The organism is Pseudomonas sp. SWRI179 (assembly GCF_014268705.1).
Lineage (GTDB): Bacteria > Pseudomonadota > Gammaproteobacteria > Pseudomonadales > Pseudomonadaceae > Aquipseudomonas > Aquipseudomonas zanjanensis.
On the sequence record NZ_JABWRA010000006.1, the window covers coordinates 145516 to 167825 of the forward strand.

General features: G+C 61.4%; 20 protein-coding genes. 8 read left to right on the forward strand and 12 right to left on the reverse strand.

Going from position 1 to position 22310, the window contains the following annotated elements:
* Window positions 1-58 precede the first annotated feature (58 nt).
* From HU767_RS05490 to HU767_RS05510, 5 genes are all read right to left on the reverse strand, one after another.
* The gene (locus tag HU767_RS05490; RefSeq protein WP_186704800.1) at window positions 59-220 is read right to left on the reverse strand and encodes a DUF2986 domain-containing protein; all 162 of its coding nucleotides are present in this window, start codon (window positions 218-220) and stop codon (window positions 59-61) included.
* A 170-nt stretch (window positions 221-390) separates the two neighbouring features.
* Window positions 391-1026, reverse strand: a complete 636-nt coding sequence (locus tag HU767_RS05495; RefSeq protein WP_186704801.1) for a YopT-type cysteine protease domain-containing protein — start codon at window positions 1024-1026, stop codon at window positions 391-393.
* Window positions 1027-1252: 226 nt separating this feature from the next.
* Window positions 1253-1420 (reverse strand): hypothetical protein, encoded by a 168-nt coding sequence (locus HU767_RS05500; RefSeq protein WP_225917589.1) that lies wholly within the window; start codon window positions 1418-1420, stop codon window positions 1253-1255.
* 24 nt (window positions 1421-1444) lie between these two features.
* Window positions 1445-2473 (reverse strand): alpha/beta hydrolase, encoded by a 1029-nt coding sequence (locus tag HU767_RS05505; RefSeq protein ID WP_186728668.1) that lies wholly within the window; start codon window positions 2471-2473, stop codon window positions 1445-1447.
* A gap of 25 nt (window positions 2474-2498) precedes the next feature.
* On the reverse strand, window positions 2499-2945 hold the full coding sequence (locus HU767_RS05510; protein WP_186728667.1) for a cyclophilin-like fold protein: 447 nt from the start codon (window positions 2943-2945) through the stop codon (window positions 2499-2501).
* A 125-nt stretch (window positions 2946-3070) separates the two neighbouring features.
* Here HU767_RS05510 and HU767_RS05515 point away from each other — a divergent pair, with 125 nt between their 5' ends.
* From HU767_RS05515 to HU767_RS05535, 5 genes are all read left to right on the forward strand, one after another.
* Entirely contained in the window at window positions 3071-3964 is an 894-nt protein-coding gene (locus HU767_RS05515) for a LysR family transcriptional regulator (protein WP_186728666.1), read from the forward strand.
* Window positions 3965-4272: 308 nt separating this feature from the next.
* On the forward strand, window positions 4273-4755 hold the full coding sequence (locus tag HU767_RS05520) for a formate dehydrogenase subunit gamma (protein WP_186704805.1): 483 nt from the start codon (window positions 4273-4275) through the stop codon (window positions 4753-4755).
* Complete coding sequence (locus HU767_RS05525) at window positions 4749-6308, forward strand: NADH-quinone oxidoreductase subunit NuoF (protein WP_186728665.1); 1560 nt, start codon at window positions 4749-4751, stop codon at window positions 6306-6308. Before HU767_RS05520 ends, HU767_RS05525 begins: the two co-directional genes overlap by 7 nt.
* A complete protein-coding gene (gene fdhF, locus HU767_RS05530; RefSeq protein WP_186704807.1) occupies window positions 6305-9181 on the forward strand; it encodes a formate dehydrogenase subunit alpha in 2877 nt (958 codons plus the stop codon). The genes HU767_RS05525 and fdhF overlap by 4 nt, the downstream gene beginning before the upstream one ends.
* Window positions 9178-9399, forward strand: coding sequence for a formate dehydrogenase subunit delta (locus tag HU767_RS05535; RefSeq protein ID WP_186704808.1), 222 nt, complete (start codon window positions 9178-9180; stop codon window positions 9397-9399). The genes fdhF and HU767_RS05535 overlap by 4 nt, the downstream gene beginning before the upstream one ends.
* Before the next feature lie 98 nt (window positions 9400-9497).
* Here HU767_RS05535 and HU767_RS05540 read toward each other — a convergent pair whose 3' ends face one another.
* From HU767_RS05540 to HU767_RS05560, 5 genes are all read right to left on the reverse strand, one after another.
* Window positions 9498-9818, reverse strand: a complete 321-nt coding sequence (locus HU767_RS05540) for an isochorismate lyase (RefSeq protein WP_186728664.1) — start codon at window positions 9816-9818, stop codon at window positions 9498-9500.
* A gap of 62 nt (window positions 9819-9880) precedes the next feature.
* Complete coding sequence (locus tag HU767_RS05545) at window positions 9881-10399, reverse strand: cysteine hydrolase family protein (RefSeq protein WP_186704810.1); 519 nt, start codon at window positions 10397-10399, stop codon at window positions 9881-9883.
* A gap of 927 nt (window positions 10400-11326) precedes the next feature.
* The gene (locus tag HU767_RS05550; protein ID WP_186728727.1) at window positions 11327-12040 is read right to left on the reverse strand and encodes a FadR/GntR family transcriptional regulator; all 714 of its coding nucleotides are present in this window, start codon (window positions 12038-12040) and stop codon (window positions 11327-11329) included.
* Window positions 12041-12203: 163 nt separating this feature from the next.
* Window positions 12204-13730 (reverse strand): altronate dehydratase family protein, encoded by a 1527-nt coding sequence (locus HU767_RS05555; protein ID WP_186728663.1) that lies wholly within the window; start codon window positions 13728-13730, stop codon window positions 12204-12206.
* Between the two features lie 17 nt (window positions 13731-13747).
* Window positions 13748-14758, reverse strand: coding sequence for a zinc-binding alcohol dehydrogenase family protein (locus HU767_RS05560; RefSeq protein ID WP_186728662.1), 1011 nt, complete (start codon window positions 14756-14758; stop codon window positions 13748-13750).
* Between the two features lie 300 nt (window positions 14759-15058).
* Here HU767_RS05560 and treA point away from each other — a divergent pair, with 300 nt between their 5' ends.
* On the forward strand, window positions 15059-16687 hold the full coding sequence (gene treA / locus HU767_RS05565; protein WP_186728661.1) for an alpha,alpha-trehalase TreA: 1629 nt from the start codon (window positions 15059-15061) through the stop codon (window positions 16685-16687).
* Between the two features lie 344 nt (window positions 16688-17031).
* Window positions 17032-17178: a trehalase family glycosidase gene (locus tag HU767_RS05570; protein ID WP_186728660.1), complete on the forward strand. Its 147-nt coding sequence runs from the start codon at window positions 17032-17034 to the stop codon at window positions 17176-17178.
* A 385-nt stretch (window positions 17179-17563) separates the two neighbouring features.
* Here the strand turns inward: HU767_RS05570 and HU767_RS05575 are convergent, their stop codons facing one another.
* Entirely contained in the window at window positions 17564-18517 is a 954-nt protein-coding gene (locus HU767_RS05575; protein WP_186704814.1) for a sensor domain-containing diguanylate cyclase, read from the reverse strand.
* A gap of 3 nt (window positions 18518-18520) precedes the next feature.
* Entirely contained in the window at window positions 18521-19531 is a 1011-nt protein-coding gene (locus HU767_RS05580; protein ID WP_186704815.1) for a response regulator, read from the reverse strand.
* A gap of 299 nt (window positions 19532-19830) precedes the next feature.
* Here HU767_RS05580 and HU767_RS05585 point away from each other — a divergent pair, with 299 nt between their 5' ends.
* The gene (locus HU767_RS05585) at window positions 19831-22203 is read left to right on the forward strand and encodes an EAL domain-containing protein (protein WP_202894651.1); all 2373 of its coding nucleotides are present in this window, start codon (window positions 19831-19833) and stop codon (window positions 22201-22203) included.
* Window positions 22204-22310: the final 107 nt, after the last annotated feature.

Genomic DNA, 22310 nt, shown 5'->3' on the forward strand with positions numbered 1-22310 from the left:
TTAAGGGGCGTATCTTGCCTTGAATGAGCAGCGCTTCAAAGAAGGGGCGCGACGTGGCTCAGCTTTCCGGGGACGTAATGGGCGCGTCATTGGCTTCAGCTGCCAATTTCAGGCGGTCGGCTTTGCTGATGTATTGATTCTTGTTTTTGGGCGCCAGCTTGGCACTGGCTTTCTTGGCGTTAGCCTTCAATAACTGGTTTATTTTCTTGCGGCGATTCATGTTGTTCTGCTCAGCGTGTCAATGTCCGGATGGTATCAGTTTTCCGTTTTCTCAGGATTGTTCCTGACGTTGGCGACAGGCCTTGTGGGAAATGACCGTTGCTCAATAAATAACTGACGATGCACGTGCCGCCAATCAGTCATCCGATTCGACGTCGACATGAAGCTGCCTCAGGTCACGCTGACCGCGATCCAATTCGTTATAAAGCCGTAGCTGTCGCAGCCTTTCTTGACATCGGCGTAGTACTGCATCAGCTCCCATGGCGCGTAATTATCGACTGAATACTGGCCATAAATGGGATCAAAAAATACCAGCTCCCTACCTTTATTCGACGCCGCTACAGCGTGCGCTCCTCCACCGGAGAAGATAAAGGCTATTACATAGTGCCCTTCTGACTTGGTGACCAAGTCGAGCCAGCCGTTGTGGTCGCTCAAAATAGATCCAACATCTTTGCCAACCTCCGCTGCGCTAACGCAGAATGCAGCCGCCATCGCTTGGTAATAGGCCTCGCCCAGCATGCCCTCCGCTCCGTAGGCGCCCTTTTTGTTCTGCCGCACCTGCTGCGACTGCATCGCTTGCGCTGCGACCATGAGTGGCATGTGCGTGATTAACTCATTCTTGCTCTGAAGCTTGCGGTTCAACTTTATGCTTTGACGGCACCAGAGCATCGAGTAAGCGAAGCAGTTGCCGTTTTTCTTTTGATCCTTCAGTGCTTTTTGAAGAAAAGGATTGGCGCTGGCGCCAAACTTGGTTCCAAAAGAGTGTTCTACGTTATTCAAGCCCAACGCTGGCCAGTCTAGGTTCATGCTTACTCTCCTTGTAACGCTATGAATTTTTGAAGGTTAACGTTGAAACATACCTTTCCTGCCTATCGACAGGGATGCTCTGACTGGCTGTTGGTTTACGCCAGAAACGATTCCAACCTCGAAGAGGGTATGCGTTGAGAAATGGTAGCCAAGCAAGCAGCATTCTGCCATCAACGCCAGGCGAACATTTTCCATCTGCCATGAGCGCTGGCGAGGCACGATCACGCTACCCGTATTCTTGCAACGCGTAGGTGCTGTTTCGGGTAGCAATCGGTCCGAGGGAGGCGACGTCCCTGCTGGCCTCGTAATTGCGGCGTACCACCGGGTGGCCGAGGTAGCGCAATGGATCGACCACATCCTTGCGAATCAACGGGCCGCCGGGGAGTCTGGCCACGCCCCACATCGACTGGGCCAGATATTACTTCAGATTGCTCTGGAAGAACGTCGTCAGCTTATCGAACGGAATGAGGTCGACCCGATCATAAAGATCGACATGGCCAGCCCCAGGAATGATGACAAGCTCCTTGGGCTGACCGGCGAGCTTATAAGCCTCCTCGCTGAATTCCCGGGAGTGCGCATCGGCCCCAGCAATGAACAACATCGGATGCGGTGAAATGGTCTCGATGTCATTGAGCGGGTAGAAGTTCATGAACTTGATGTTGCTGGTCAGCGTCGGGTGCGTGGTCAGGTCTTTCGACGAGCCGGATGGCGTGAACTCGCCGCGCGGGGTGCGGTAAAAATCAAAGAATTCACGTTGGATAGGATGAGTGTTGGCGTCCAACTGGTGCACCGTACCGCTGGTATAAAGCGTTTCACCGCCAGCGAACTCGACGTTACGCTGCTGGGTGGCTTGGGCAATGATCGACCGGCGCTGTTCGAGCGTTTGGGAATGCTTCAACCCGTTGCGATTGACGCCGCCCATGTCGTACATGCTCACCGTAGCAATGGCTTTCATGCGTGGGTCGATCTTGGCTGCGCTGATCACGAAGCTGCCACTGCCACAGATGCCGATCGCGCCAATCCGCTCCTTGTCGACGAAAGGCTGGGCGCTGAGAAAGTCCACCGCGGCGCTGAAGTCCTCGGCATAGATATCCGGCGAGACGGCATTACGCGGCCGCCCCTCGCTTTCGCCCCAGAACGACAAATCCAGGGAAAGGGTCACGAAGCCTTTTTCCGCCATTTTCGTGGCATAGAGGTTGGCGCTCTGCTCCTTGACCGCGCCCATCGGGTGGCCGACGACAATCGCCGGACTCCGGGTCTTGCCATTGAGTTTTTTCGGAATGAACAGGTTACCTGCCACGTTCATTTGATATTGGTTCTTGAAATTGACCTTCTGTACGGTTACGTCATCGCTGGTATAAAAGTTATCTGCGCCGTTGGACATATCGGCTCCTATGGCTGTGAGCGAAGTGACAAGAAGGGTGAGTAAAACGATGATCTTTTTCATTGGGGATCCTGTCGATGGGGTGTCATCAGTGTTGGGAAAAGCTCACTTGCACATCTCGCCGGCCCAGCGCTTGAGCCAACTTCGCGGTGTCGTCCACTTGCCCAAGGCGGGTGTAGGCGTAGGTCGAGTTGAAGTTCGAATAAAAGATGACCAGGGTGTCCGTGCCATACAGCATCAAATCGCCGTTGCGGATCGTTCCCGGCTTGCTGGCTTCGGCTGGTAGCACCTGGGGAAGGGTGGCGTATTTCTCGTTACGGTTGAGATCGCTCATCGCCACCGTCAGCGGCAACAACGTGACAAACGCGCGGGTGGCCGCGTTGTCGGCCAAGGTGATGGCGAAGCGGTGTTCGCCGACGGTCATCCACATCACCCTGTTCTCCGTTTTCGAGGGCGCCGACGCGGCACCACTCATCGTTGCGTAGCCGCCAAACACGAGCATTACCGCCAGCAAACCACGCCGGGCCGATCGCATCGCAGTTGTGCATGGGTGTCTGTTCATAGGGTTCATGGTGACTTGCGAACAGTGGTGCGACTAGCTAATGAATGCTTAACAAGGCTATAAGCATGGCTAATCAATTTGCTTGAAGTGCTGCTGCCATGGTCAAAAGAAACCTCAACGATCTGCTGTCTTTCGTCACGGTGGCGCGCGAAGGCAGCTTCACGCGAGCTGCCGGGGCGCTGGGCGTCACCCAATCGGCGCTGAGCCAGGCAATCAGCGGGTTGGAAGCACGCTTGCAGATCCGCTTGCTGACGCGGACCACCCGCAGCGTTTCGCCGACCCTTGCGGGCGAACGGCTGTTGCACGCCATCGGTAATCGCTTCGATGAAATAGAAGCCGAGCTGGATAGGCTCACGGAAATGCGCGACAAGCCCGCGGGCACTGTGCGCATCACCTGCGGCGATCATGTCCTGCGCACGACCTTGCTGCCCAAACTGACCGGGCTGCTGCACGATTACCCGGATATCAATGTCGAGTTCGACGTCTGCTACGGATTTCGGGACATCGTGGCGGATCGTTTTGATGCGGGCGTGCGGCTGGGCGACACCATCGACAAGGACATGATCGCGGTCCCGATCGGCCCTGCGTTGCGGATGGCTGCCGTGGCTTCGCCAGCGTACTTTGCCAATCGTGCCGTTCCCGGGCACCCGCGTGATCTGGTGAACCATCGTTGTATCAACCAGCGTATGCCAACATCGGGCGGGCTCTATGTGTGGGATTTCGAGCGGCGGGGCAAGCAGGTGAACGTACGAGTGGACGGCCAACTCATTTTCAACACGTCGACTCATATCGTGCAGGCGGCGGTCGCTGGGCTGGGCGTCGCCTACCTGCCAGAAGAGGAGTTTGAACCCCATCTTCAAGAGGGGCGGCTGATGCGCGTGCTGGAAGATTGGTGTCCGCCATTTTCAGGCTACTATCTGTACTACCCCAGCCGGCGGCAGCCTTCGCCTGCGTTTACATTGGTTGCCAATGCGTTGCGCCAAGCCGATTAAGGGCGAGCGATGGTTCACATAACCACAGTGGGCGCATGTCGATTTCGTTCAGGCGGCGCGGATTAACGGGCAGGGCTTTCAAGAAGTCGCTTTCAGAACACGTTTCGTCGTCCATGTGCAATCGCCAACCCCCGGGAGTGGCAAGCTGTGAGAATGCCTCGGACCAGGTGCGCCAAAGACACCTGGCCGGAGAGCGAGAATGGCGATCGGATGTGCCACGCTACCGTGACGTGGGCCGGACGCCGCAGCCAAGACTCCGGACGGCTGCCGCTATGCGGCGGTGTCGTTCGAGATGCCGAGGTACGTTTATGCCCGATGAGACGCTTCACCTGCCCATGATCCACAGCGTGCTTGCGCGCGAAAAGGACACCCCCGGTGCCTTGCTGCCCATTCTCCATGCCATCCAGGCAGGCTGCGGGTATGTCCCCGACAGCGCCGTCCCGGAGATCGCCCACGCCCTGAACCTCAGCCTGGCTGAAGTGCGCGGGGTCATCAGTTTCTACCACGATTTCCGTACCACGCCGCCGGCGCGCCATACCCTGCGCCTGTGCCGGGCCGAGTCCTGCAAGAGCATGGGCGCCGAAGCCCTGGCTGCGCAGTTGCGCGAGCAACTGGCGCTGGACGATCACGGCACCAGCGCCGACGGCAGTATCAGCCTGCGGCCGGTCTATTGCCTGGGCGCCTGCGTCTGCTCGCCGGCCCTGGAACTGGACGGGGAGTTGCATGCGCGGATCACGCCCGAGCGCCTGCGTCAGTTGGTGAATGACTGCAGGGAGGAGGGCGCATGCTGACGCTCTGTATCCCCCGCGATTCGGTGGCCCGTGCCGTGGGCGCGGACAAAGTCGCGGCTGCGTTGGCCGTTGAGGCTGAACGTCGACAGTTGCCGTTGCAGGTGTTGCGGACCAGTTCCCGTGGCCTCTATTGGCTGGAGCCACTGGTTGAGTTGGAGACGCCTGAAGGGCGCTTGGGTTTTGGCCCGGTCACGGCCCAAGACGTGCCGGCCCTGCTCGATGCGCTGGCCCATGATCCGGGCAGCCATCCTGCTGCCCTGGGGCTGGTGGAGAACATTCCTTATCTGAAAAGCCAGCAGCGCCTGTTGTTTGCCCGTGCTGGCATCACCCGGCCCTTGTCCCTTGATGACTATCGTGCCCAAGGCGGGTTTCTCGGCCTGGCCCGGGCGATCCAGATGGATGGCGCCGAGGTGGTCGCCAGCGTGCTGGACTCCGGCCTGCGCGGCCGCGGCGGCGCGGCGTTCCCGGCGGGCATCAAGTGGCGCACTGTGCGTGACGCGCAGGGGCCGCAGAAGTACGTGGTCTGTAATGCCGACGAAGGCGACTCCGGCACGTTTGCCGACCGCATGCTGATGGAAGGCGACCCCTTCCTGCTGATCGAAGGCATGATCATCGCCGGCATCGCCGTGGGCGCGACCATGGGCTACATCTACGTGCGTTCGGAATACCCGGACGCCGTCAGTACGCTGAACGACGCGCTGCACATCGCTCGCGAGGCCGGTTACCTGGGCACGAACGTGAGCGGCAGCGGTCGCGCCTTCGAGCTGGAAGTGCGAGTCGGCGCCGGCGCCTATATCTGTGGCGAGGAAACCGCGCTGCTGGAATCCCTCGAGGGCAAGCGCGGCACGGTGCGCGCCAAGCCGCCGCTGCCGGCGCTGCAAGGCCTGTTCGGCTTGCCGACGCTGGTGCATAACGTACTGACCCTGACCTCGGTGCCGATCATCCTGGAGAAAGGCGCGCAGTTCTATCGCGACTTCGGCATGGGCCGCTCCCTGGGCACGATGCCGTTCCAACTGGCCGGCAACGTCCGTCATGGCGGCTTGGTGGAGCGCGCTTTCGGCCTGAGCCTGCGGGAGTTGGTGGAAGGTTATGGCGGCGGTACCGCCAGCGGTCGTCCGCTGAAGGCCGCGCAAGTGGGCGGGCCGTTGGGCGCCTGGGTGCCGCCTTCGCAATTCGATACGCCGCTGGACTACGAAGCGTTCGCCGCCATGGGCGCGATGCTCGGCCACGGTGGTGTGGTGGTCGCCGACGACAGCCTGGACATGGCCCAGATGGCCCGGTTCGCCTTGCAGTTCTGCGCCGAGGAATCCTGCGGCAAGTGCACGCCGTGCCGGATCGGCTCCACCCGTGGGGTGGAAGTGGTGGACCGCTTGATCGCCAGCACCGAAGCCGGTGACCGCCAGGAACAGGCCCTGCTGTTGCAGGACCTGTGCGACACCCTGCAATACGGTTCGCTCTGTGCCCTCGGTGGGATGACGTCCTACCCTGTCGCCAGCGCCCTCAAGCATTTCCCCGCCGACTTCGGTCTGGCGACCACGGAGGCTGACCAATGATCACCATCTTCGATCCCAGCACCGATATCGACCTGGGCACCCCGGCGCGTGACAGCGACGTGCAGGTCAGCCTGACCATCGACGGGCGCGAAATCAGCGTCGCCGCCGGCACCTCGGTCATGCGCGCCGCTGCCATGCTCGGCACCACCATTCCCAAGCTCTGCGCCACCGACAGCCTGGAAGCCTTCGGCTCCTGCCGCATGTGCCTGGTAGAAATCGACGGCATGCGCGGCTATCCCGCGTCCTGCACCACGCCGGTAACGGAGGGCATGGTGGTGCGCACGCAAACCTCCAAGCTCGCCACGCTGCGGCGCAACGTGATGGAGCTGTACATTTCCGACCACCCGCTGGATTGCCTGACCTGTTCGGCCAATGGCAACTGCGAGTTGCAGACCGTGGCGGGGCAGGTGGGCCTGCGCGAAGTGCGCTACGGCTACGAGGGCGCCAACCACTTGGCCGAGGCCAAGGACGTTTCCAACCCGTATTTCGACTACGACCCGAGCAAGTGCATCGTCTGCAGCCGCTGCGTACGCGCCTGTGAGGAAATCCAGGGCACCTTCGCCCTGACGATCACTGGGCGCGGTTTCGATTCCCGGGTGGAAGCGGCCGGCGGTGACAACTTCCTCGATTCCGAATGCGTGTCCTGCGGCGCCTGCGTGCAGGCGTGTCCGACGGCGACCCTGATCGACAAGAGCGTCGTGGAGATCGGCCAGCCGGAGCGCAGCGTCATCACCACCTGCGCCTATTGCGGCGTGGGCTGTTCGTTCCGCGCCGAGATGAAAGGCGAACAACTGGTGCGCATGGTCCCGGACAAGAACGGCCAGGCCAACCACGGCCATTCCTGCGTCAAGGGCCGCTTCGCCTGGGGCTACGCCACGCACCCGGATCGCATCACCAAACCGATGATCCGCAAGCACATCAACGACCCGTGGCAGGAAGTCAGCTGGGACGAGGCGGTCACCTATGCCGCCAGCGAACTGCGCCGGATCCAGCTCAAGTACGGGCGCGATTCCATCGGCGGCATCACCTCCAGCCGCTGCACCAACGAAGAAACCTACCTGGTGCAGAAACTGGTGCGTACCGCGTTCGGCAATAACAACGTCGACACCTGCGCCCGTGTCTGCCACTCGCCTACCGGTTACGGTCTCAAGCAGACCCTGGGCGAGTCCGCCGGCACGCAGAATTTCGATTCGGTGATGAAGGCCGACGTGATCATGGTGATGGGCGCCAACCCCACCGACGCGCACCCGGTGTTCGGCTCCCAGCTCAAGCGCCGCTTGCGCCAGGGCGCACGACTGATCGTCATCGACCCACGGCGCATCGACCTGGTGGATTCGCCCCACGCCCGCGCCGAGCTGCATTTGCAACTGCGTCCGGGTACCAACGTGGCGATGCTCAACGCGCTGGCCCATGTGATTGCCACCGAAGGCTTGATAGACCAGCCTTTTGTCGAGGCTCGCTGCGAGGCGGCGGACTTTGCCCGCTGGCGCGATTTCGTCAGCCAGCCGGAAAACTCGCCCGAAGTCCTCGGCCCGGTGTGTGGCGTGCCTGCCGAGCAGATCCGCGCCGCCGCACGGCTCTACGCCACTGGCGGCAACGCGGCCATCTACTACGGCCTCGGCGTTACCGAGCACAGCCAGGGCAGTACCTCGGTCATGGGGATTGCCAACCTGGCCATGGCCACCGGCAACATCGGTCGCGAAGGTGTCGGGGTGAACCCGCTGCGTGGGCAGAACAACGTCCAGGGCTCCTGCGACATGGGCTCGTTCCCCCACGAACTGCCCGGCTATCGGCACATCTCCAACGAAGCGGTGCGCGCCGAGTTCGAGCAAGCCTGGAACGTGACCTTGCAACCCGACCCGGGCCTGCGTATCCCGAACATGTTCGAGGCGGCGCTGGACGGCACCTTCAAGGCGCTTTATTGCCAAGGTGAAGACATCGCCCAGAGCGACCCCAACACCCAGCATGTGACGGCCGCGCTGTCCGCGCTGGAATGCGTGATCGTCCAGGACATCTTCCTCAACGAGACGGCCAAGTTCGCCCACGTGTTCCTGCCGGGCAGCTCGTTCCTCGAGAAGGATGGCACCTTTACCAACGCCGAACGCCGCATCTCCCGCGTTCGCAAGGTGATGGACCCGTTGGCCGGCAAGGCCGATTGGGAAGCCACCATCGCCCTGGCCGACGCCCTGGGCTACAAGATGCATTACAACCATCCTTCGGAAATCATGGATGAAATCGCCCGCCTGACGCCGACGTTCTCCCGCGTCAGCTACGCCGAACTGGAGCGCCACGGCAGCCTGCAATGGCCGTGCAACGATGCCGCGCCGGACGGCACGCCGACCATGCACATCGAGCAGTTCGTGCGCGGCAAGGGCCGCTTCATGCTCACCGGCTACGTGCCCACCGAGGAGAAGGTCAACAACCGTTATCCGCTGCTGCTGACCACCGGCCGTATCCTCAGCCAATACAACGTCGGCGCCCAGACCCGGCGCACCGAAAACGTCGCCTGGCACGAGGAGGACCGTCTGGAAATCCATCCGACCGATGCCGAGAACCGCGGGATCGTCGACGAAGACTGGGTCGGCATCGGCAGCCGTGCCGGGCAAACGGTACTGCGCGCGAGGGTGACCGAGCGAGTGGCACCGGGCGTGGTCTACACCACGTTCCACTTCCCGGAATCGGGCGCCAACGTGATCACCACCGACAACTCCGACTGGGCCACCAACTGCCCGGAATACAAAGTCACGGCGGTGGAGATCGTGCGGGTCAGCCAGCCTTCGGAATGGCAGAAGCGTTACCAGGCGTTCAGTGATGAACAAGGGCGCCTGCTGAGGGAGCGTCGCCATGCCGAGAAAGCGGAGGTGCGTCGATGAGCTCTGAAAGCCTGATCAAGATGGCCAACCAGATCGGTCAGTATTTTGCCAGTGAGCCGGACCACGCGGTGGCGGTGCGTGGTGTATACCAGCACATCAAGAGCTTCTGGACGCCGACCATGTGCCGCGACTTGATGGCCTGGCAAACGAAACATCCCGACGCTGTCCTGCACCCGTTGGTATTGGCGGCGTTGATGGAGTTTGCAGAAGCGGCTTAGGAAGGAATGCTGTAGAACCTGCACACAGCCCCGGCCGGCGCCCTCGTCAACGACGAAGGGAACCGACCGGGGCTGTGTGCATTTCAGTTATTGAAGAATCAGTTCCGGGATGGATGAGCCGCCCAGTGTTTCATTTCTTCGGCAATGAAGTGGCTCACCAGGTCGCTGTACATTTTTTCGATGGCATCCGGGCTCAGGCCCTCGGCCTCGGCCCATTCCCGCCGTGTCGCCAGCATCGCCTTGAAACGCTCCGGCGCCCGTACCGATGTCGCCAACGTCTTGAACTTCGAGGCCGCGAGTACGTATTGAAAACGTTTGCCCAGCAGTTTGATGACGGCCTGATCGAGAGCATCGATTTCGCCTCGGATGTCCTCCATGTTGATGCATTCCGAGGGTTGTAGCCGACTGCAGACTTCCATGTGGATCACTCCTTTGGTTTGAGCAGGATCGGCCCAGCCTGGGCCGATGTTCTGATGTGGGGTTAAAAATCCCAGTCCTCGGCGCTGATGACCCGGCAAAAGGGCCCGGCCAGCGTTGTGTTGTGATGGGCAATGATCACGGGCGCCTTCACGTCCAGCGTGTCGGCACACGTGTGACCATTGGCGATCAGCACGGCATCGAAGCCCAGGTCCCGGGCGGCACGGCACGTGCTGTCGACACAATACTGGGTTTTCATGCCTGCAATCACCACACCTTCGGCGCCACAGGCCCTTAACTGCTCGGCCAAACCGGTCATGGCAAAGGCATTGGGGCGGGTTTTTTCGAAGATCACCTCGTTGCCTGCCAACCGCAATTGCGGCAGCAGTTGCGTCAGTGGACTTCCCGGTTCGATGGGCGAGCCAGGCGGACCGACATGGCGAGCCAGGAAGACAGGGGCACCGGCGCTGTGAGCCTTGGTCAACAGGGCATTTAACGTATCCAGCAGCGCTTCACCTGCCCAAGGTTTATCCGGGCCGTGAAACAACCCAACTTGCATATCGAGAATCAACAGTGCGTGCATCGTGCTTTCCTTGCGTTTGGGCCAGCGACGCAAGGGCAAAAGAAAAGGCCCTTACCATCGACTGGCGGGCCTTTGAGATACGTGTGTTATTCGCTCACGACACCTCACGACCCGCCTGGGCGGTCGTGGTCGTGGTGGTCGAGGTGATCTTTGGGAGATTCATGGTGCTGACAATATCGGCACGCCGTTGGGTTTGGCAAGCGGGGGTGTGAACTTGCTTGTGAAAGCGGTGGCGACTGTGCCGCCGCCATCGCGAGCAGGCTCGCTCCCACAGGTGGCTTGGACTGGTCGCAACATTGAGGTACCACCGATCAACTGTGGGAGCAAACCTTCGAGAATGCGTTGCTTGATGACGCCGAACACACCTGTGGCGAGGGAGCTTGCTCCCGCTCGGCTGCGCAGCAGTCGTAAAAAACCGGGCGCTGCGCTGTGCCTGACGAAACACTGTGGCTGGGTTGGGGCCGCTGCGCAGCCCAGCGGGAGCAAGCTCCCTCGCCACGGGAAGTAAATTCCCAGGAGATTTTCAGACCGCCGTTGGTCCCGCTACAAAGCATCAAAAAGGCGCTCAGCCTCTCAGGCAGATTGCCAAAGCTGAATGTCCCAGGCCAATGCGATTCCCCTGTGGGAGCAACTGTCTTGGATGGTTTATTTAGCCACCGCCTTCGCGAGCAGGCTCGCTCCCACACTGGATTTTCAGCTCAGACACAAACTTCATGTGAACCAGTTCCTTGTGGGAGCGAGCCTGCTCGCGAAGGCGGTGGTTCAGCTTGCAGAGAGGGGCGACTGAGCCACCGCCATCGCGAGCAGGCTCGCTCCCACAGGTGACTTGGGGGGGCGCCACATCGAGGTACGCCACCGATCAACTGTGGGAGCGAGCTTGCTCGCGATGGCATTTGACCCGTCAACCACGATCCCAAAACCGCCGGACTAGTCGCCCGAGTCTTCTGGTTCCAGCGCTTTCAGCCAGCGGTTCTCCGAACGGCTCAGATGCTGGCGCATCGAGGTTTGGGCACCGAGTACATCCTTGTGGGCCACGGCGCGCAGGATCGCTTCATGCTCGATGACCGCAGCTTCCCATGTCAGGGCATTCTCCGCATGCTTGCTCAGGTGCGCCGAAATCGGATTGTGTCGTTCATCGAACAGGGCCGTGATGATCCGCACCAGGGCAGAGTTGCCGCTCATCTTGGCCAGGCGCTGATGGAATTTACGGTCATCCTCCAACGGCGGCAGGCCGCTGGCGATGCTTGCGCGCATGGCGTCGATGCAGTCCTGCAGATAGCGGTAGTCACTTTTCTTGCCATGCAGACACGCCAGGATCACTGACTCACCTTCGATCAACGCCCGCGCCTGCATCAGTTCCGAAGGGCTCTCGCCCAAGGTCATGCTCGGGTGCCTTGCATCCTTGGAGATGGCGCGCACGTACACGCCGGAGCCCATCTTGATTTCGATGTCGCCGTCTATTTCCAGGGCGATCAGGGCCTCGCGAAGCGACGGCCTGGAGACTCCCAACAGTTGGGTCAAATCACGCTCGGGAGGAAGCCGAGCACCTGGTTTGAAATCCCCCTGGGCGATGTAGCTGCGCAGTTGATCGGCGATTTTCTGATAAGGCTTGCGTTCGGCGGCGTTGATCGGCGAGACCATGGGGTGAGCGTCCATCGGAGAGTCGGCAAAGGCTACCATAGCGGCTGAGGTGGGAGCGGGCTTGCTCGCGAAAGCGGCGGTACATTCAGCATTGATGCAAGCTGACCCGCTGCCTTCGCGAGCAAGCCCGCTCCCACAGAGAAGGGTGCAGCGACGGCCTCAATCACATCACCGCACCGATCTGCCAGGGCAGGAACTCGTTATCGCCCAAGCCATTTTCCTCGCTGCAGGTGCGGTGCCCGGACGCGGTCGCCAGCATCAGTCGGAACAACCGCTCGCCCGCTTGTGCAACCGATTCCAGGCCATCGACGATGCCGCCGGCGTTGAAGTCCATGTCCAGCTCCATGCGCTGGAACAGCGGGGTGTTGGTGGCGATTTTCAAGGAGGGCGTGGGCTTGCACCCATAGGTCGAGCCGCGGCCCGTGGTGAAGCAGATCAGGTTCGCGCCGCCCGCCACCTGGCCGGTCGCCGACACCGGGTCGTAGCCGGGTGTATCCATGAACACCAGGCCACGGGCATCGATCGTTTCAGCGTATGGGTAGACGCCCATCAGCCCGCTCGCACCGGCTTTCGCCACGGCGCCCAGGGATTTCTCCAGGATGGTGGTGATGCCCCCGGCCTTGTTGCCCGGCGAAGGATTGTTGTTCATGTCACCGTCGTTGTGGCGGACGTAGGCTTCCCACCAATGGATCCGCGCCATCAATTTTTCGGCGATGTCGGCCGACGCGGCGCGGGCCGTCAGCAAGTGTTCGGCCCCATAGATTTCCGGTGTTTCCGAAAGGATCGCCGTGCCGCCCTGTTGCACCAGCAAGTCCACGGCCGCGCCGAGTGCCGGATTGGCCGTGATGCCGGAGTAGCCGTCCGAGCCGCCGCATTGCAAGCCGACGCATAAGTGGCTGGCGGCAACGGTCGTTCGCTGGCATTGGTTGATGAGGGGCAGCATCGCTTCAATGTGGGCGATGCCACGTCGCACGGCGTCGCGAGTGCCGCCTTCGTCCTGGATGACCAGGCTGGCCTTGAGCGCCGCGGGGCGATCCCCCAGTTCATTCATCAACGGGGTGAGTTGATTGACCTCGCAACCCAGGCCGATCAACAGCACACCGGCGAAATTGGCGTGATCGGCATAGCCGCGCAAGGTTCGCTTGAGAATATCGATGCCTTCGCCCTTGGCACCCATGCCACAGCCGCTGCCATGGGTGATCGCAACGACGCCGTCGACGTTGGCGAAGTCTCTCAAGCGCTCGGCAGAAAAGGCGTTGGCAATCTGCTTGCAGACGGTTGCCGAGCAGTTGACGCTGGAAATGACCCCGATGTAATTGCGCGTGCCGACGCGTCCATCCTCGCGGACGTAACCTTCGAAGGTCGCGGGGTTGTCGCTCAACGACGTGGGGACATAAACATTCCGTACGCTGTGTTCGGCAGTGGCAATGGGCATGTCCAGATTGTGCACATGGACGTGATCGCCGGGCTCGATGGCCTGGGTGGCCTGGCCGATGGTTTGCCCGTACTTGAGCACCCGCTGGCCGACCTGCACCCTACGCAGGGCGATCTTGTGGCCGGACGGAATCGTCTGCCGGGCGATCAGGGTGAGGCCGTCGGCACTCACCGGCTGGCCCTCGAGGATATCGCCTCGGGCCACCGCGACATCATCACCCGGTGTCAAAACAAGCAAAGCATTAGGCGGGTTCATGGGGCGTCCTCCGATTCCTAGCACTCGATGATTGCCTTGACGACACCTTGCTTGGGGTCGAGCAAGGTAGCGAACGATTGGGGCACGTCGTCCAGCGTCAATCGGTGGGTGTTCAGGGCCGCATCCGGAATCAAGCCGTCGCGCAGGCACTGCTCGACGTACCGGAAGTCTTCCTGGGTGGCGTTGCGGCTGCCCATCAGCGTGGCTTCGCGCTTGTGGAATTCAGGGTCGGAGAAAGTGATCGAGTCCCGAACCACCGAGATCATCACGTAGGTGCCGCCGTGGGCGATGAACTCGAACCCGCGCTCCATGGCCCGTGCATTGCCGGTAGCGTCGAAGACCACGTCAAAAAAATCCCCCCCGGTCAGATCGGCCAGGGCCAGCTTGTCGCCGTCTCCGATGTGCACGGCGGCGTGGATATTCAGGTGTTGCCTGCAGAACGACAGGCGATCCTCACGCGTATCCAGGACGGTGACTTTCGCACCGCGCAGGCTGGCGAAGATCGCCGCCGCCATGCCGATCGGGCCGGTACCGACCACCAGGGCGTGTTTCTGCGCCTGGATGTTCGAGCGACGCACGGCGTGGGCGCCGATCGAGAGGAATTCGATCATCGCGGCCTGGTCCAGGGAAATCCCCGCCGCCTTGTGAACGAACGCGTGGGGAACGCTCAGGTATTGGGTGAACGCGCCGTCGCAGTGGACCCCCAGCACCTGGATCTGGGTGCAGCAGTTGGTCTTGCCCTGGCGGCAGGCGATGCAAGTCCCGCAGGACAGGTACGGCATCACATAGACGACGTCACCCACAGCCAGGCCGCTGGCCTCGTCGGTACCTTCCACGACCCCGGAGAACTCGTGGCCCATGACCCGCGGATATTCGAGGTACGGTTGGTTACCGGTGAAGATGTGCAGGTCCGTGCCGCAGACCCCGACGCGCTTGACCCGGATGAGGACCTCCCCGGGTTTCCTGAGGGGGCGCTCACGCTCGATGGCGGTGAGCGAGCCGGGTTCGTTACAGATGATCGTCAGCATGTCGATGCTCCTTGGCTGGCACACAGGCAATGGGTTGCCTGCAGGCGGGAGGAGGGTTGTGAGCGCGCGGCTGCCGGGACCGGGGTGCTCTTTTTTGTTGTAGGCGAGCGGTGACCTGCACCAATGACCTTGGCCCGAAACTACAGGCCAAAAAAAATATTGGCAATACCAATTAATAAAAAAACAAATTGGACTGACCAGTGGGGCGGGGCTTGTCTGACATTGCATCATTGACTGAACCCAGGTCCATTTCGACAGGTCACTGGTTTGTCAGGAATGAAAAACAGGATGGACCCTCTGATGCGACCTATTGCCCTCACCAGCCTCTCCTTCGTCGCGCTGATGTGCGTGGCCTGTTCAAGCCAACCGCCTGCCACCTGGAGCTACGCCGACGCCCAGGGACGAGCCAATCTCCCCCCCGACCAGGCCTACCCCGAGCTTTTTGAAGCGGTGCAGCGTGGGCAGGTATTCACCGACCAGAAGCATTTCGTGGACGCATTGCCCAACCGTGATCCGGCCCGGATCCGCGCCGATTACCTGGCCCAACGGGGCCGCGACGGCTTCGATATCAAGGCCTTCGTGAAAGACAACTTCATCGAGTCCGGCGCAGCCGAAAGCCCGGCCCCCAGGCCCGGCGCTCCGATCAAGGAACACATCGACAACCTCTGGCCGGTGCTGAGCCGCTCCTACAGCCAGGTGCCGGCCTATAGCAGTTTGTTGCCATTGCCGCAGCCGTATGTGGTGCCCGGCGGACGCTTTCGCGAGATGTACTACTGGGATTCGTATTTCACCATGCTCGGGCTTGAGCAAAGCGGCGATAAGGCCCTGGTCCGCCAGATGACCGATAACTTCGCCTACATGATCGACACCTACGGTCACATCCCCAACGGCAATCGCACCTACTACCTGAGCCGGTCGCAGCCGCCATTCTTTGCCTACATGGTGGAGTTGCAGGCGCGTATCGAAGGTGACCAGGCCTATGGGCGATACCTGCCGCAGTTGCAGAAGGAGTATGCCTATTGGATGGAGGGCGCCCAGGCGCTCAAGCCCGGTGACGCTGCCCGACACGTGGTCAAGCTCGCCGATGGCAGTGTGCTCAACCGCTACTGGGATGCCAGCCCGACACCTCGACAGGAGTCCTGGTTGCAAGATGTCAGCACCGCCGAACAGGTGCCGGAGCGGCCCAAGGAGGAGGTTTGGCGTGATCTGCGCGCCGGCGCCGAAAGCGGCTGGGACTTCAGTTCGCGCTGGTTGGACGACGGCCAGAACCTGGCGAGCATTCGCACCACGGCCATCGTGCCCGTGGACCTCAATAGCCTGATCTATCATCTGGAGCACACCATCGCCAAAGCCTGCGAGACGGTGCAAAACATGGCCTGTGTCCAGGCTTATGGCCGGCGCGCCGAACTGCGCCAGCGGGCCATCGAGAAGCATTTGTGGAATGCCGACAAAGGCTTCTACGTGGACTATGACTGGCAACGCAACCAGCAACGCCAAGGCCTCACGGCCGCGACGCTGTTCCCGCTGTACACGGGCCTGGCCGCTGTCGAGCATGCCAATCGCACCGCCGATGCGGTGCGTGACGGCCTGTTGCGCCCCGGGGGTATCGCCACTACCCAGGCCAGCAATGGCCAGCAATGGGACGAACCCAATGGCTGGGCACCGCTGCAATGGGTCGCGGTGGAAGGACTGGAGCGCTACCAGCACACCGCGCTGGCGCAACAGATCGGCAGTCGTTTCTTGCAGCAAGTCGAGAACCTCTACGGCAAGGAAAACAAGCTGGTGGAAAAATACGACCTGTCCGGTCGCGGCGATGGCGGGGGAGGCGGCGAGTATGAATTGCAGGATGGTTTCGGCTGGACCAACGGTGTGACGCTCAAGTTGCTGGGCAAGTATGGCGAGACGTCTCAAAGCCTGGTGGGTAAGTAAATGCCACACACACATCCCCTGTGGGAGCGGGCTTGCTCGCGAAAGGGGGGGGGCAGCCACATTGAAGGTTGCTGACACGCCGTCTTCGCGAGCAAGCTCGCTCCCACAGGGGATGTGGGGTGTGTCTCAAGCCTCACCATCGCGCGGAAAAAAACTGTGGGGAGGCACAAATCTCCCTCACCCGAATCGAGACGTACTTGTGGCGAGGGAGCTTGCTCCCGCTCGGCTGCGCAGCAGTCGCAAAAGCGGTGTGCGCGGTGTGCCTGGCGAAACGGTGTGGCTGATTTGGGGTTGCTTCGCAACCCAGCGGGAGCAAGCTCCCTCGCCACAAGTGCCGGTGGCTGGTGGAAAAATACGACCTGTCCGGTCGCGGCGATGGCGGGGGAGGCGGCGAGTATGAATTGCAGGATGGATTCGGCTGGACCAACGGTGTGACGCTCAAGTTGCTGGGCAAGTATGGCGAGACGTCTCAAAGCCTGGTGGGTAAGTAAATGCCACACACACATCCCCTGTGGGAGCGGGCTTGCTCGCGAAAGGGGGGGGGCAGCCACATTGAAGGTTGCTGACACGCCGTCTTCGCGAGCAAGCTCGCTCCCACAGGGGATGTGGGGTGTGTCTCAAGCCTCACCATCGCGCGGAAAAAAACTGTGGGGAGGCACAAATCTCCCTCACCCGAATCGAGACGTACTTGTGGCGAGGGAGCTTGCTCCCGCTCGGCTGCGCAGCAGTCGCAAAAGCGGTGTGCGCGGTGTGCCTGGCGAAACGGTGTGGCTGATTTGGGGTTGCTTCGCAACCCAGCGGGAGCAAGCTCCCTCGCCACAAGTGCCGGTGTTGGATGGACTGGGTGTGATCGGGTACTGAGCCGTTGCGGGCTCGCTACTCATGCGCCGTCACCCGGTTGCGCCCGGTCTTCTTCGAGGTATACAGCGCCTGGTCCGCCCTGGCGATCAGGTCGGCGTGGTCGTTCGCGGGCTGGCTCAGGTCGGCCACGCCCAGGCTGATGGTGAAACGGATGGCCTGGTCGTTGTACTGCACCTCCAGCGCTTCGACGGCCTGGCGCATACGCTCGGCAAAGATCTGTGCGCCGGCCTTGTCGGTGTCTGAAAGCACCACGCCGAACTCTTCACCACCATAACGTCCCGCCACGTCGGATTCGCGTACATGCTCGCGCAGCAGCCTGGCGACATGCTCGATGACCTTGTCGCCCGCCTGGTGGCCGTAGGTGTCGTTGACCCGCTTGAAGTGATCGATATCGAGCATCACCAGGCTCAACGCATTGCCGTAGCGCTGGTGCCGGGCGTAGGCGGCTTTGAGGTTGCTTTCCCAATGACCGCGGTTGTACAACCCCGTCAGCCGATCGGTGCTGGACAGGAGTTGCAGCTGTGCGTTGGCGGCTTGGAGCTGATGCCGGTTGGTGGCGACGTCGGTGACGTCATAGATCACCAGGCAGATGTGCTTGATGGTGTTGTCCGGCGAGCGCAACGGCAACAGGGTGGTGTTCTGGTACATGAACGCTTCCTGGCCGGTGATCGGCTGGTAGCTCTTGAAGCGCATCAGGTACGGACGCTGCTCCCAGACCGTGAACGCCGGCGTGCCCAGGGTCGCGACGCTTTCCACCTTGCGGCTGAACCATTGGCGATCGATTTCAGGGAACAGGCTGAAAAAATGCTGGTTGTGGGCGTCCTTGGGCTGCACCCCGGAGCGGTTCTCCATGAAGGTGTTCCAGACTTGCACGCGGTACTCGCGGTCGAGCACCACCACCCCGACGTCGATGCTCTGAACGATCGCCAGCAACCAGTGGAACTCGTTCAGATCGATGGATTCGCTCATGGCTCAGTTCATCAGGTAGGCAAGTTTATGGGTCAACCGTTCGATGGAGTCCTCCGTGAACAGCAGCAACAGGTCGAAACGAATATCGTGCCCCTCCAGGCTGTAGCTGATTTCCACCGCCAGGGTCTTTTTCCAGTGCTTGCTGTTGTCCCGGATCAATTCCTCGATGGCGGCGTGCTGGCCGAGAATCTGCGGGTGGCCCTGGGAAAACACCACGTCGATCTGTTCGGCAATGCTGCTCAGGCACGCGCCGATCAGGACGCTGGAAAGGTCCAGGAGCATTTCCAGGTCCGAATAGTCGGCGCTCTGGCGCTGCATCAATTGCGCGATATCGGCGATTTCCGAATCGTGGAAGATCAGCAAGGCTTCGCCGGCGATGCCGCTGCCGATAAACCCCTGGCAAATGGCGGTGAGTTGCTGGGAGCTGCCGACGTCGTTCAAGGCCATGTGCAGTTCCCCGACCTCAAGGAGGTTGACGTTCGGCACCGGCAATTGCACGAAGACCCCCAACACTTTGGCGATCAGCGCCGCCGCCCGGCCGATGGCCACGTTGACGGTCTCGCGGAACGCATCGTGGAAACCGATGGCCACGTTCGTGGCCGAACGATTCTGCGGCGGCACCTGCCCGGGTTGGGCCAGTAGCCCCAGCCGCGCCAGCGTCTGGCGCAGGTCGTTTTCGTCGAACGGTTTTTTCAGGAACGCCAGGGCGCCCAACTCCAGCACGCGGCGCACCGCCTCATCCTGGACGTCACCGGAAATCACGATCACCTGCGCCTTCAAGCCCTCGTCGCGCAAGGCGCTCAACACTTGGTAGCCATCCATCTCCGGCATGGTCAGGTCGAGCAACACCACGTGGCCCAGGCCTTGGCGTATGGCGTCCATGGCCTGGCGCCCGTTGACCGCCTCGGTGACCGAAACCGGCCAGTCCGCCGGCAGGGCACGCAACACCTGTTTGCGCGCCATGTTGGAGTCGTCACACACCACCAGAGGGATCAACGACACAAGGACATCCATCGAATTTCAATGGCTGGAGAGGAGGTGTTGCGTACTTCATTCATAGGCTTGCAAAGACCCTTTTGATTAACGAATCGGGTTTATCAAGCGTGGTGTCCAGGACCAGACACCGCTGGACACGGTTGTATTGAAACTGGACCAATAAGTCAGGGACGTCAACTGCACTTCGTCATCGAATCCTGGGCAAAGCCACGGTCGGCGCGCGATTGGGCGTGGCAGGCGCGGTTTGTGGTCTATAGTTTTCAGCAGGCGGTCGGTGACCCGCAGTCCGTCAGTGGGAACAATGCAGGGAGCACACCATGGCGATCCAACGGGCGAGTGTCATGACGTCGGCCCCGAGTGTCGTCCATCGAGAAAACGCCCAGGCCGATGTGACGAACAATCTGTTTCGGCGCGGTTTCGACCAGGCCAGGGAAGCCTATATCCTGTTCCCGTTGCTGGCGGTCCTGCTGCTGTTGCTCATCTGGGCCGGCACCCTGTACCTCATCAAGGTCGAACACGCTCGTGCGCAGCAGGGAATTGCCGAAGCGAGCCTGGAAATCGGCGCCACCTACGAAGCGCAGATCCTGCGGGCGGTGCGTGAAATCGACCAGACCCTCAAGCTGGTCAAGTACACCTACGAGTCCGAGCGGGAGCCCAACCCGTTGCCCAAGCTCAAGGCACGCGGCTTGCTGCCTTCTCCCTACTTGTTTGACGTCAGCGTTGTCGATGCCAGTGGCCGGGTCGTGGCCAGTACCCAGCCGAGCGAGGCCGGAAGCAGGATGGCCAAGGACGCGCTGCAAACACCAGGGCCGGACACGGCGCTGTCGATTGGCCGCCCGCGGAAAAGCCCGGCGACGGGGGAGTGGACATTGCGTTTCAGTCGGCGGCTCGATGAAGGGAACGGCGGGTTCGCCGGGATCGCCATGATCGAGGTCGACGCGGCCTATTTCGTCAGCAGTTATGACCCCTCGAAACTGGGCGACCACGGCTTGCTCGGCCTGCTGGGCATCGACGGTATCTTCCGGGCACGGCGCAGCGGGGAAACGATCTCGGCCGGTGACCCGATCGATTACGCCAGCGTGGTGCCGGATACGGAAAACACCGAGGCCATACGCGCGATCAACCCATGGGACGGTGTGCGGCGCTATACCAGTGCCCGCCAGCTCTACGACTTTCCGCTGGCGGTGATCGTCGGTTTGTCCGAGGAAGAACAACTGGCTGCGGTGACCCGGCAGGCGCAGCGCTATCTCTGGCGCGCGGCGGGCGCCAGCCTGCTACTGGTGTTGTTGGCGGGACTTCTCGCGCGGATGAGCTGGCAACTGGCGCAAAGCCGCTTGCGTGCGGGCGAAGCGAAAATTGCCTACGCGGAAAGTGTCGAGTACCTGGCCTATCACGACGGCCTCACGGCTTTGCCCAATCGCAGCCTGTTCAGCAAGTTGTTGAGCCAGAGCATCCGTGAGGCCGACCGTTACGATCGGCAATTGGCCGTGTTGTTCCTTGACCTCGACCGTTTCAAGCAAGTCAATGACACGCTGGGGCACGATGCCGGCGATCAACTGCTCATGGAGGTGGCGCAGCGCCTCGAGGCGTGTCTGCGCGGCAGCGATACGGTGGCCCGGTTGGGCGGCGACGAATTCGTGATCCTGCTGCCGGAGCTGTCGCAGGACAACGACGTGGCAAGCGCCGCGCAGAAAGTCCTTGGTGCGATTGCCCGGCCTTTCAACCTTCAGGGCCAGGAGTTTCGGGTGACTGCCAGCGTCGGGATCAGCGTGTTTCCACAGGATGGCCTGGACGAGCAGACCCTCACGAAAAACGCCGATATCGCGATGTACCAGGCCAAGCAACGTGGCAAGAACAACTTCCAGTTCTACTCCGCGAAACTGAACGCCGATTCCCTGGAACGGCTGACCCTGGAGCTGAGCCTGCGCCACGCGCTGGAGCGCCAGGAGTTCCAGCTGCATTACCAGGCCAAGCGGGACATTCGCAGTGGCCAGATCACCGGCATGGAAGCGCTGCTGCGCTGGAATCATCCCGACCTGGGGATCGTGGCGCCCATGCAGTTCATCCCCATTGCGGAAGAGACCGGTTTGATCGTGCCGATCGGCAAGTGGGTGCTCAAGACCGCCTGCCAGCAAAACGTCGCCTGGCAACGACAAGGCCTGCCGCACCTGGGCGTCGCCGTGAACCTCACGGCACGGCAGTTTGCCGATGAGGACCTGCTGGCGGATTTGGCCGAGATATTGGCCGAAACCGGTATGGATGCGCGCCTGCTGGAACTGGAAATCGCCGAGCGCCTGCTCATGCAGGACGTCAAGAGGGCGCTGAGTGTGTTGACCGGGCTCAAGCGCCTGCAGGTCCGTATCGCCATCGATGATTTCGGTATCGGCTATTCGTCGCTCTCTGCCCTCGAACAGTTTCCGTTGGATGTCATCAAGATCGACCGCTCGTGTATCTGCGACACCAGCAGCGTGTCGGAAGACAAAGCCCTGACCGAGGCCATCATCGCGATGGGCCGCACCCTCAGCCTGACCGTGGTGGCCCAGGGCGTGGAAACCAAGGAACAGGCCGATTTCCTGCGGGACAATGCGTGCGATGAGTTCCAGGGTTTCTACTTCAACAGGCCGATTCCCGCCGATCAGTTCAAGTTATTGCTGCAGGCCCAGGCAACTGATCCAAACCTCGATCCGTAAGGGCTCATACTCATTGTGGCGAGGGGATTTATCCCCGCTGGGCTGCGAAGCAGCCCCAACACTGACGACTCAATCCACCAAGTAAACTGGAGCTTCAGATTTTAGGG

Excerpts from the sequence above, each read along its gene's own strand:
- HU767_RS05580 (WP_186704815.1), bottom strand. The coding sequence starts at position 19,531 with ATGGATGTCCTTGTGTCGTTGATCCCTCTGGTGGTGTGTGACGACTCC.
- HU767_RS05495 (WP_186704801.1), bottom strand. The coding sequence starts at position 1,026 with ATGAACCTAGACTGGCCAGCGTTGGGCTTGAATAACGTAGAACACTCT.
- HU767_RS05545 (WP_186704810.1), bottom strand. The coding sequence starts at position 10,399 with ATGCACGCACTGTTGATTCTCGATATGCAAGTTGGGTTGTTTCACGGC.
- HU767_RS05585 (WP_202894651.1), top strand. The coding sequence starts at position 19,831 with ATGGCGATCCAACGGGCGAGTGTCATGACGTCGGCCCCGAGTGTCGTC.
- treA (WP_186728661.1), top strand. The coding sequence starts at position 15,059 with ATGCGACCTATTGCCCTCACCAGCCTCTCCTTCGTCGCGCTGATGTGC.
- HU767_RS05510 (WP_186728667.1), bottom strand. The coding sequence starts at position 2,945 with ATGCGATCGGCCCGGCGTGGTTTGCTGGCGGTAATGCTCGTGTTTGGC.
- HU767_RS05490 (WP_186704800.1), bottom strand. The coding sequence starts at position 220 with ATGAATCGCCGCAAGAAAATAAACCAGTTATTGAAGGCTAACGCCAAG.
- HU767_RS05555 (WP_186728663.1), bottom strand. The coding sequence starts at position 13,730 with ATGAACCCGCCTAATGCTTTGCTTGTTTTGACACCGGGTGATGATGTC.
- fdhF (WP_186704807.1), top strand. The coding sequence starts at position 6,305 with ATGATCACCATCTTCGATCCCAGCACCGATATCGACCTGGGCACCCCG.
- HU767_RS05525 (WP_186728665.1), top strand. The coding sequence starts at position 4,749 with ATGCTGACGCTCTGTATCCCCCGCGATTCGGTGGCCCGTGCCGTGGGC.
- HU767_RS05515 (WP_186728666.1), top strand. The coding sequence starts at position 3,071 with ATGGTCAAAAGAAACCTCAACGATCTGCTGTCTTTCGTCACGGTGGCG.
- HU767_RS05520 (WP_186704805.1), top strand. The coding sequence starts at position 4,273 with ATGCCCGATGAGACGCTTCACCTGCCCATGATCCACAGCGTGCTTGCG.
- HU767_RS05540 (WP_186728664.1), bottom strand. The coding sequence starts at position 9,818 with ATGGAAGTCTGCAGTCGGCTACAACCCTCGGAATGCATCAACATGGAG.
- HU767_RS05550 (WP_186728727.1), bottom strand. The coding sequence starts at position 12,040 with ATGGTCTCGCCGATCAACGCCGCCGAACGCAAGCCTTATCAGAAAATC.
- HU767_RS05535 (WP_186704808.1), top strand. The coding sequence starts at position 9,178 with ATGAGCTCTGAAAGCCTGATCAAGATGGCCAACCAGATCGGTCAGTAT.
- HU767_RS05575 (WP_186704814.1), bottom strand. The coding sequence starts at position 18,517 with ATGAGCGAATCCATCGATCTGAACGAGTTCCACTGGTTGCTGGCGATC.
- HU767_RS05505 (WP_186728668.1), bottom strand. The coding sequence starts at position 2,473 with ATGAAAAAGATCATCGTTTTACTCACCCTTCTTGTCACTTCGCTCACA.
- HU767_RS05560 (WP_186728662.1), bottom strand. The coding sequence starts at position 14,758 with ATGCTGACGATCATCTGTAACGAACCCGGCTCGCTCACCGCCATCGAG.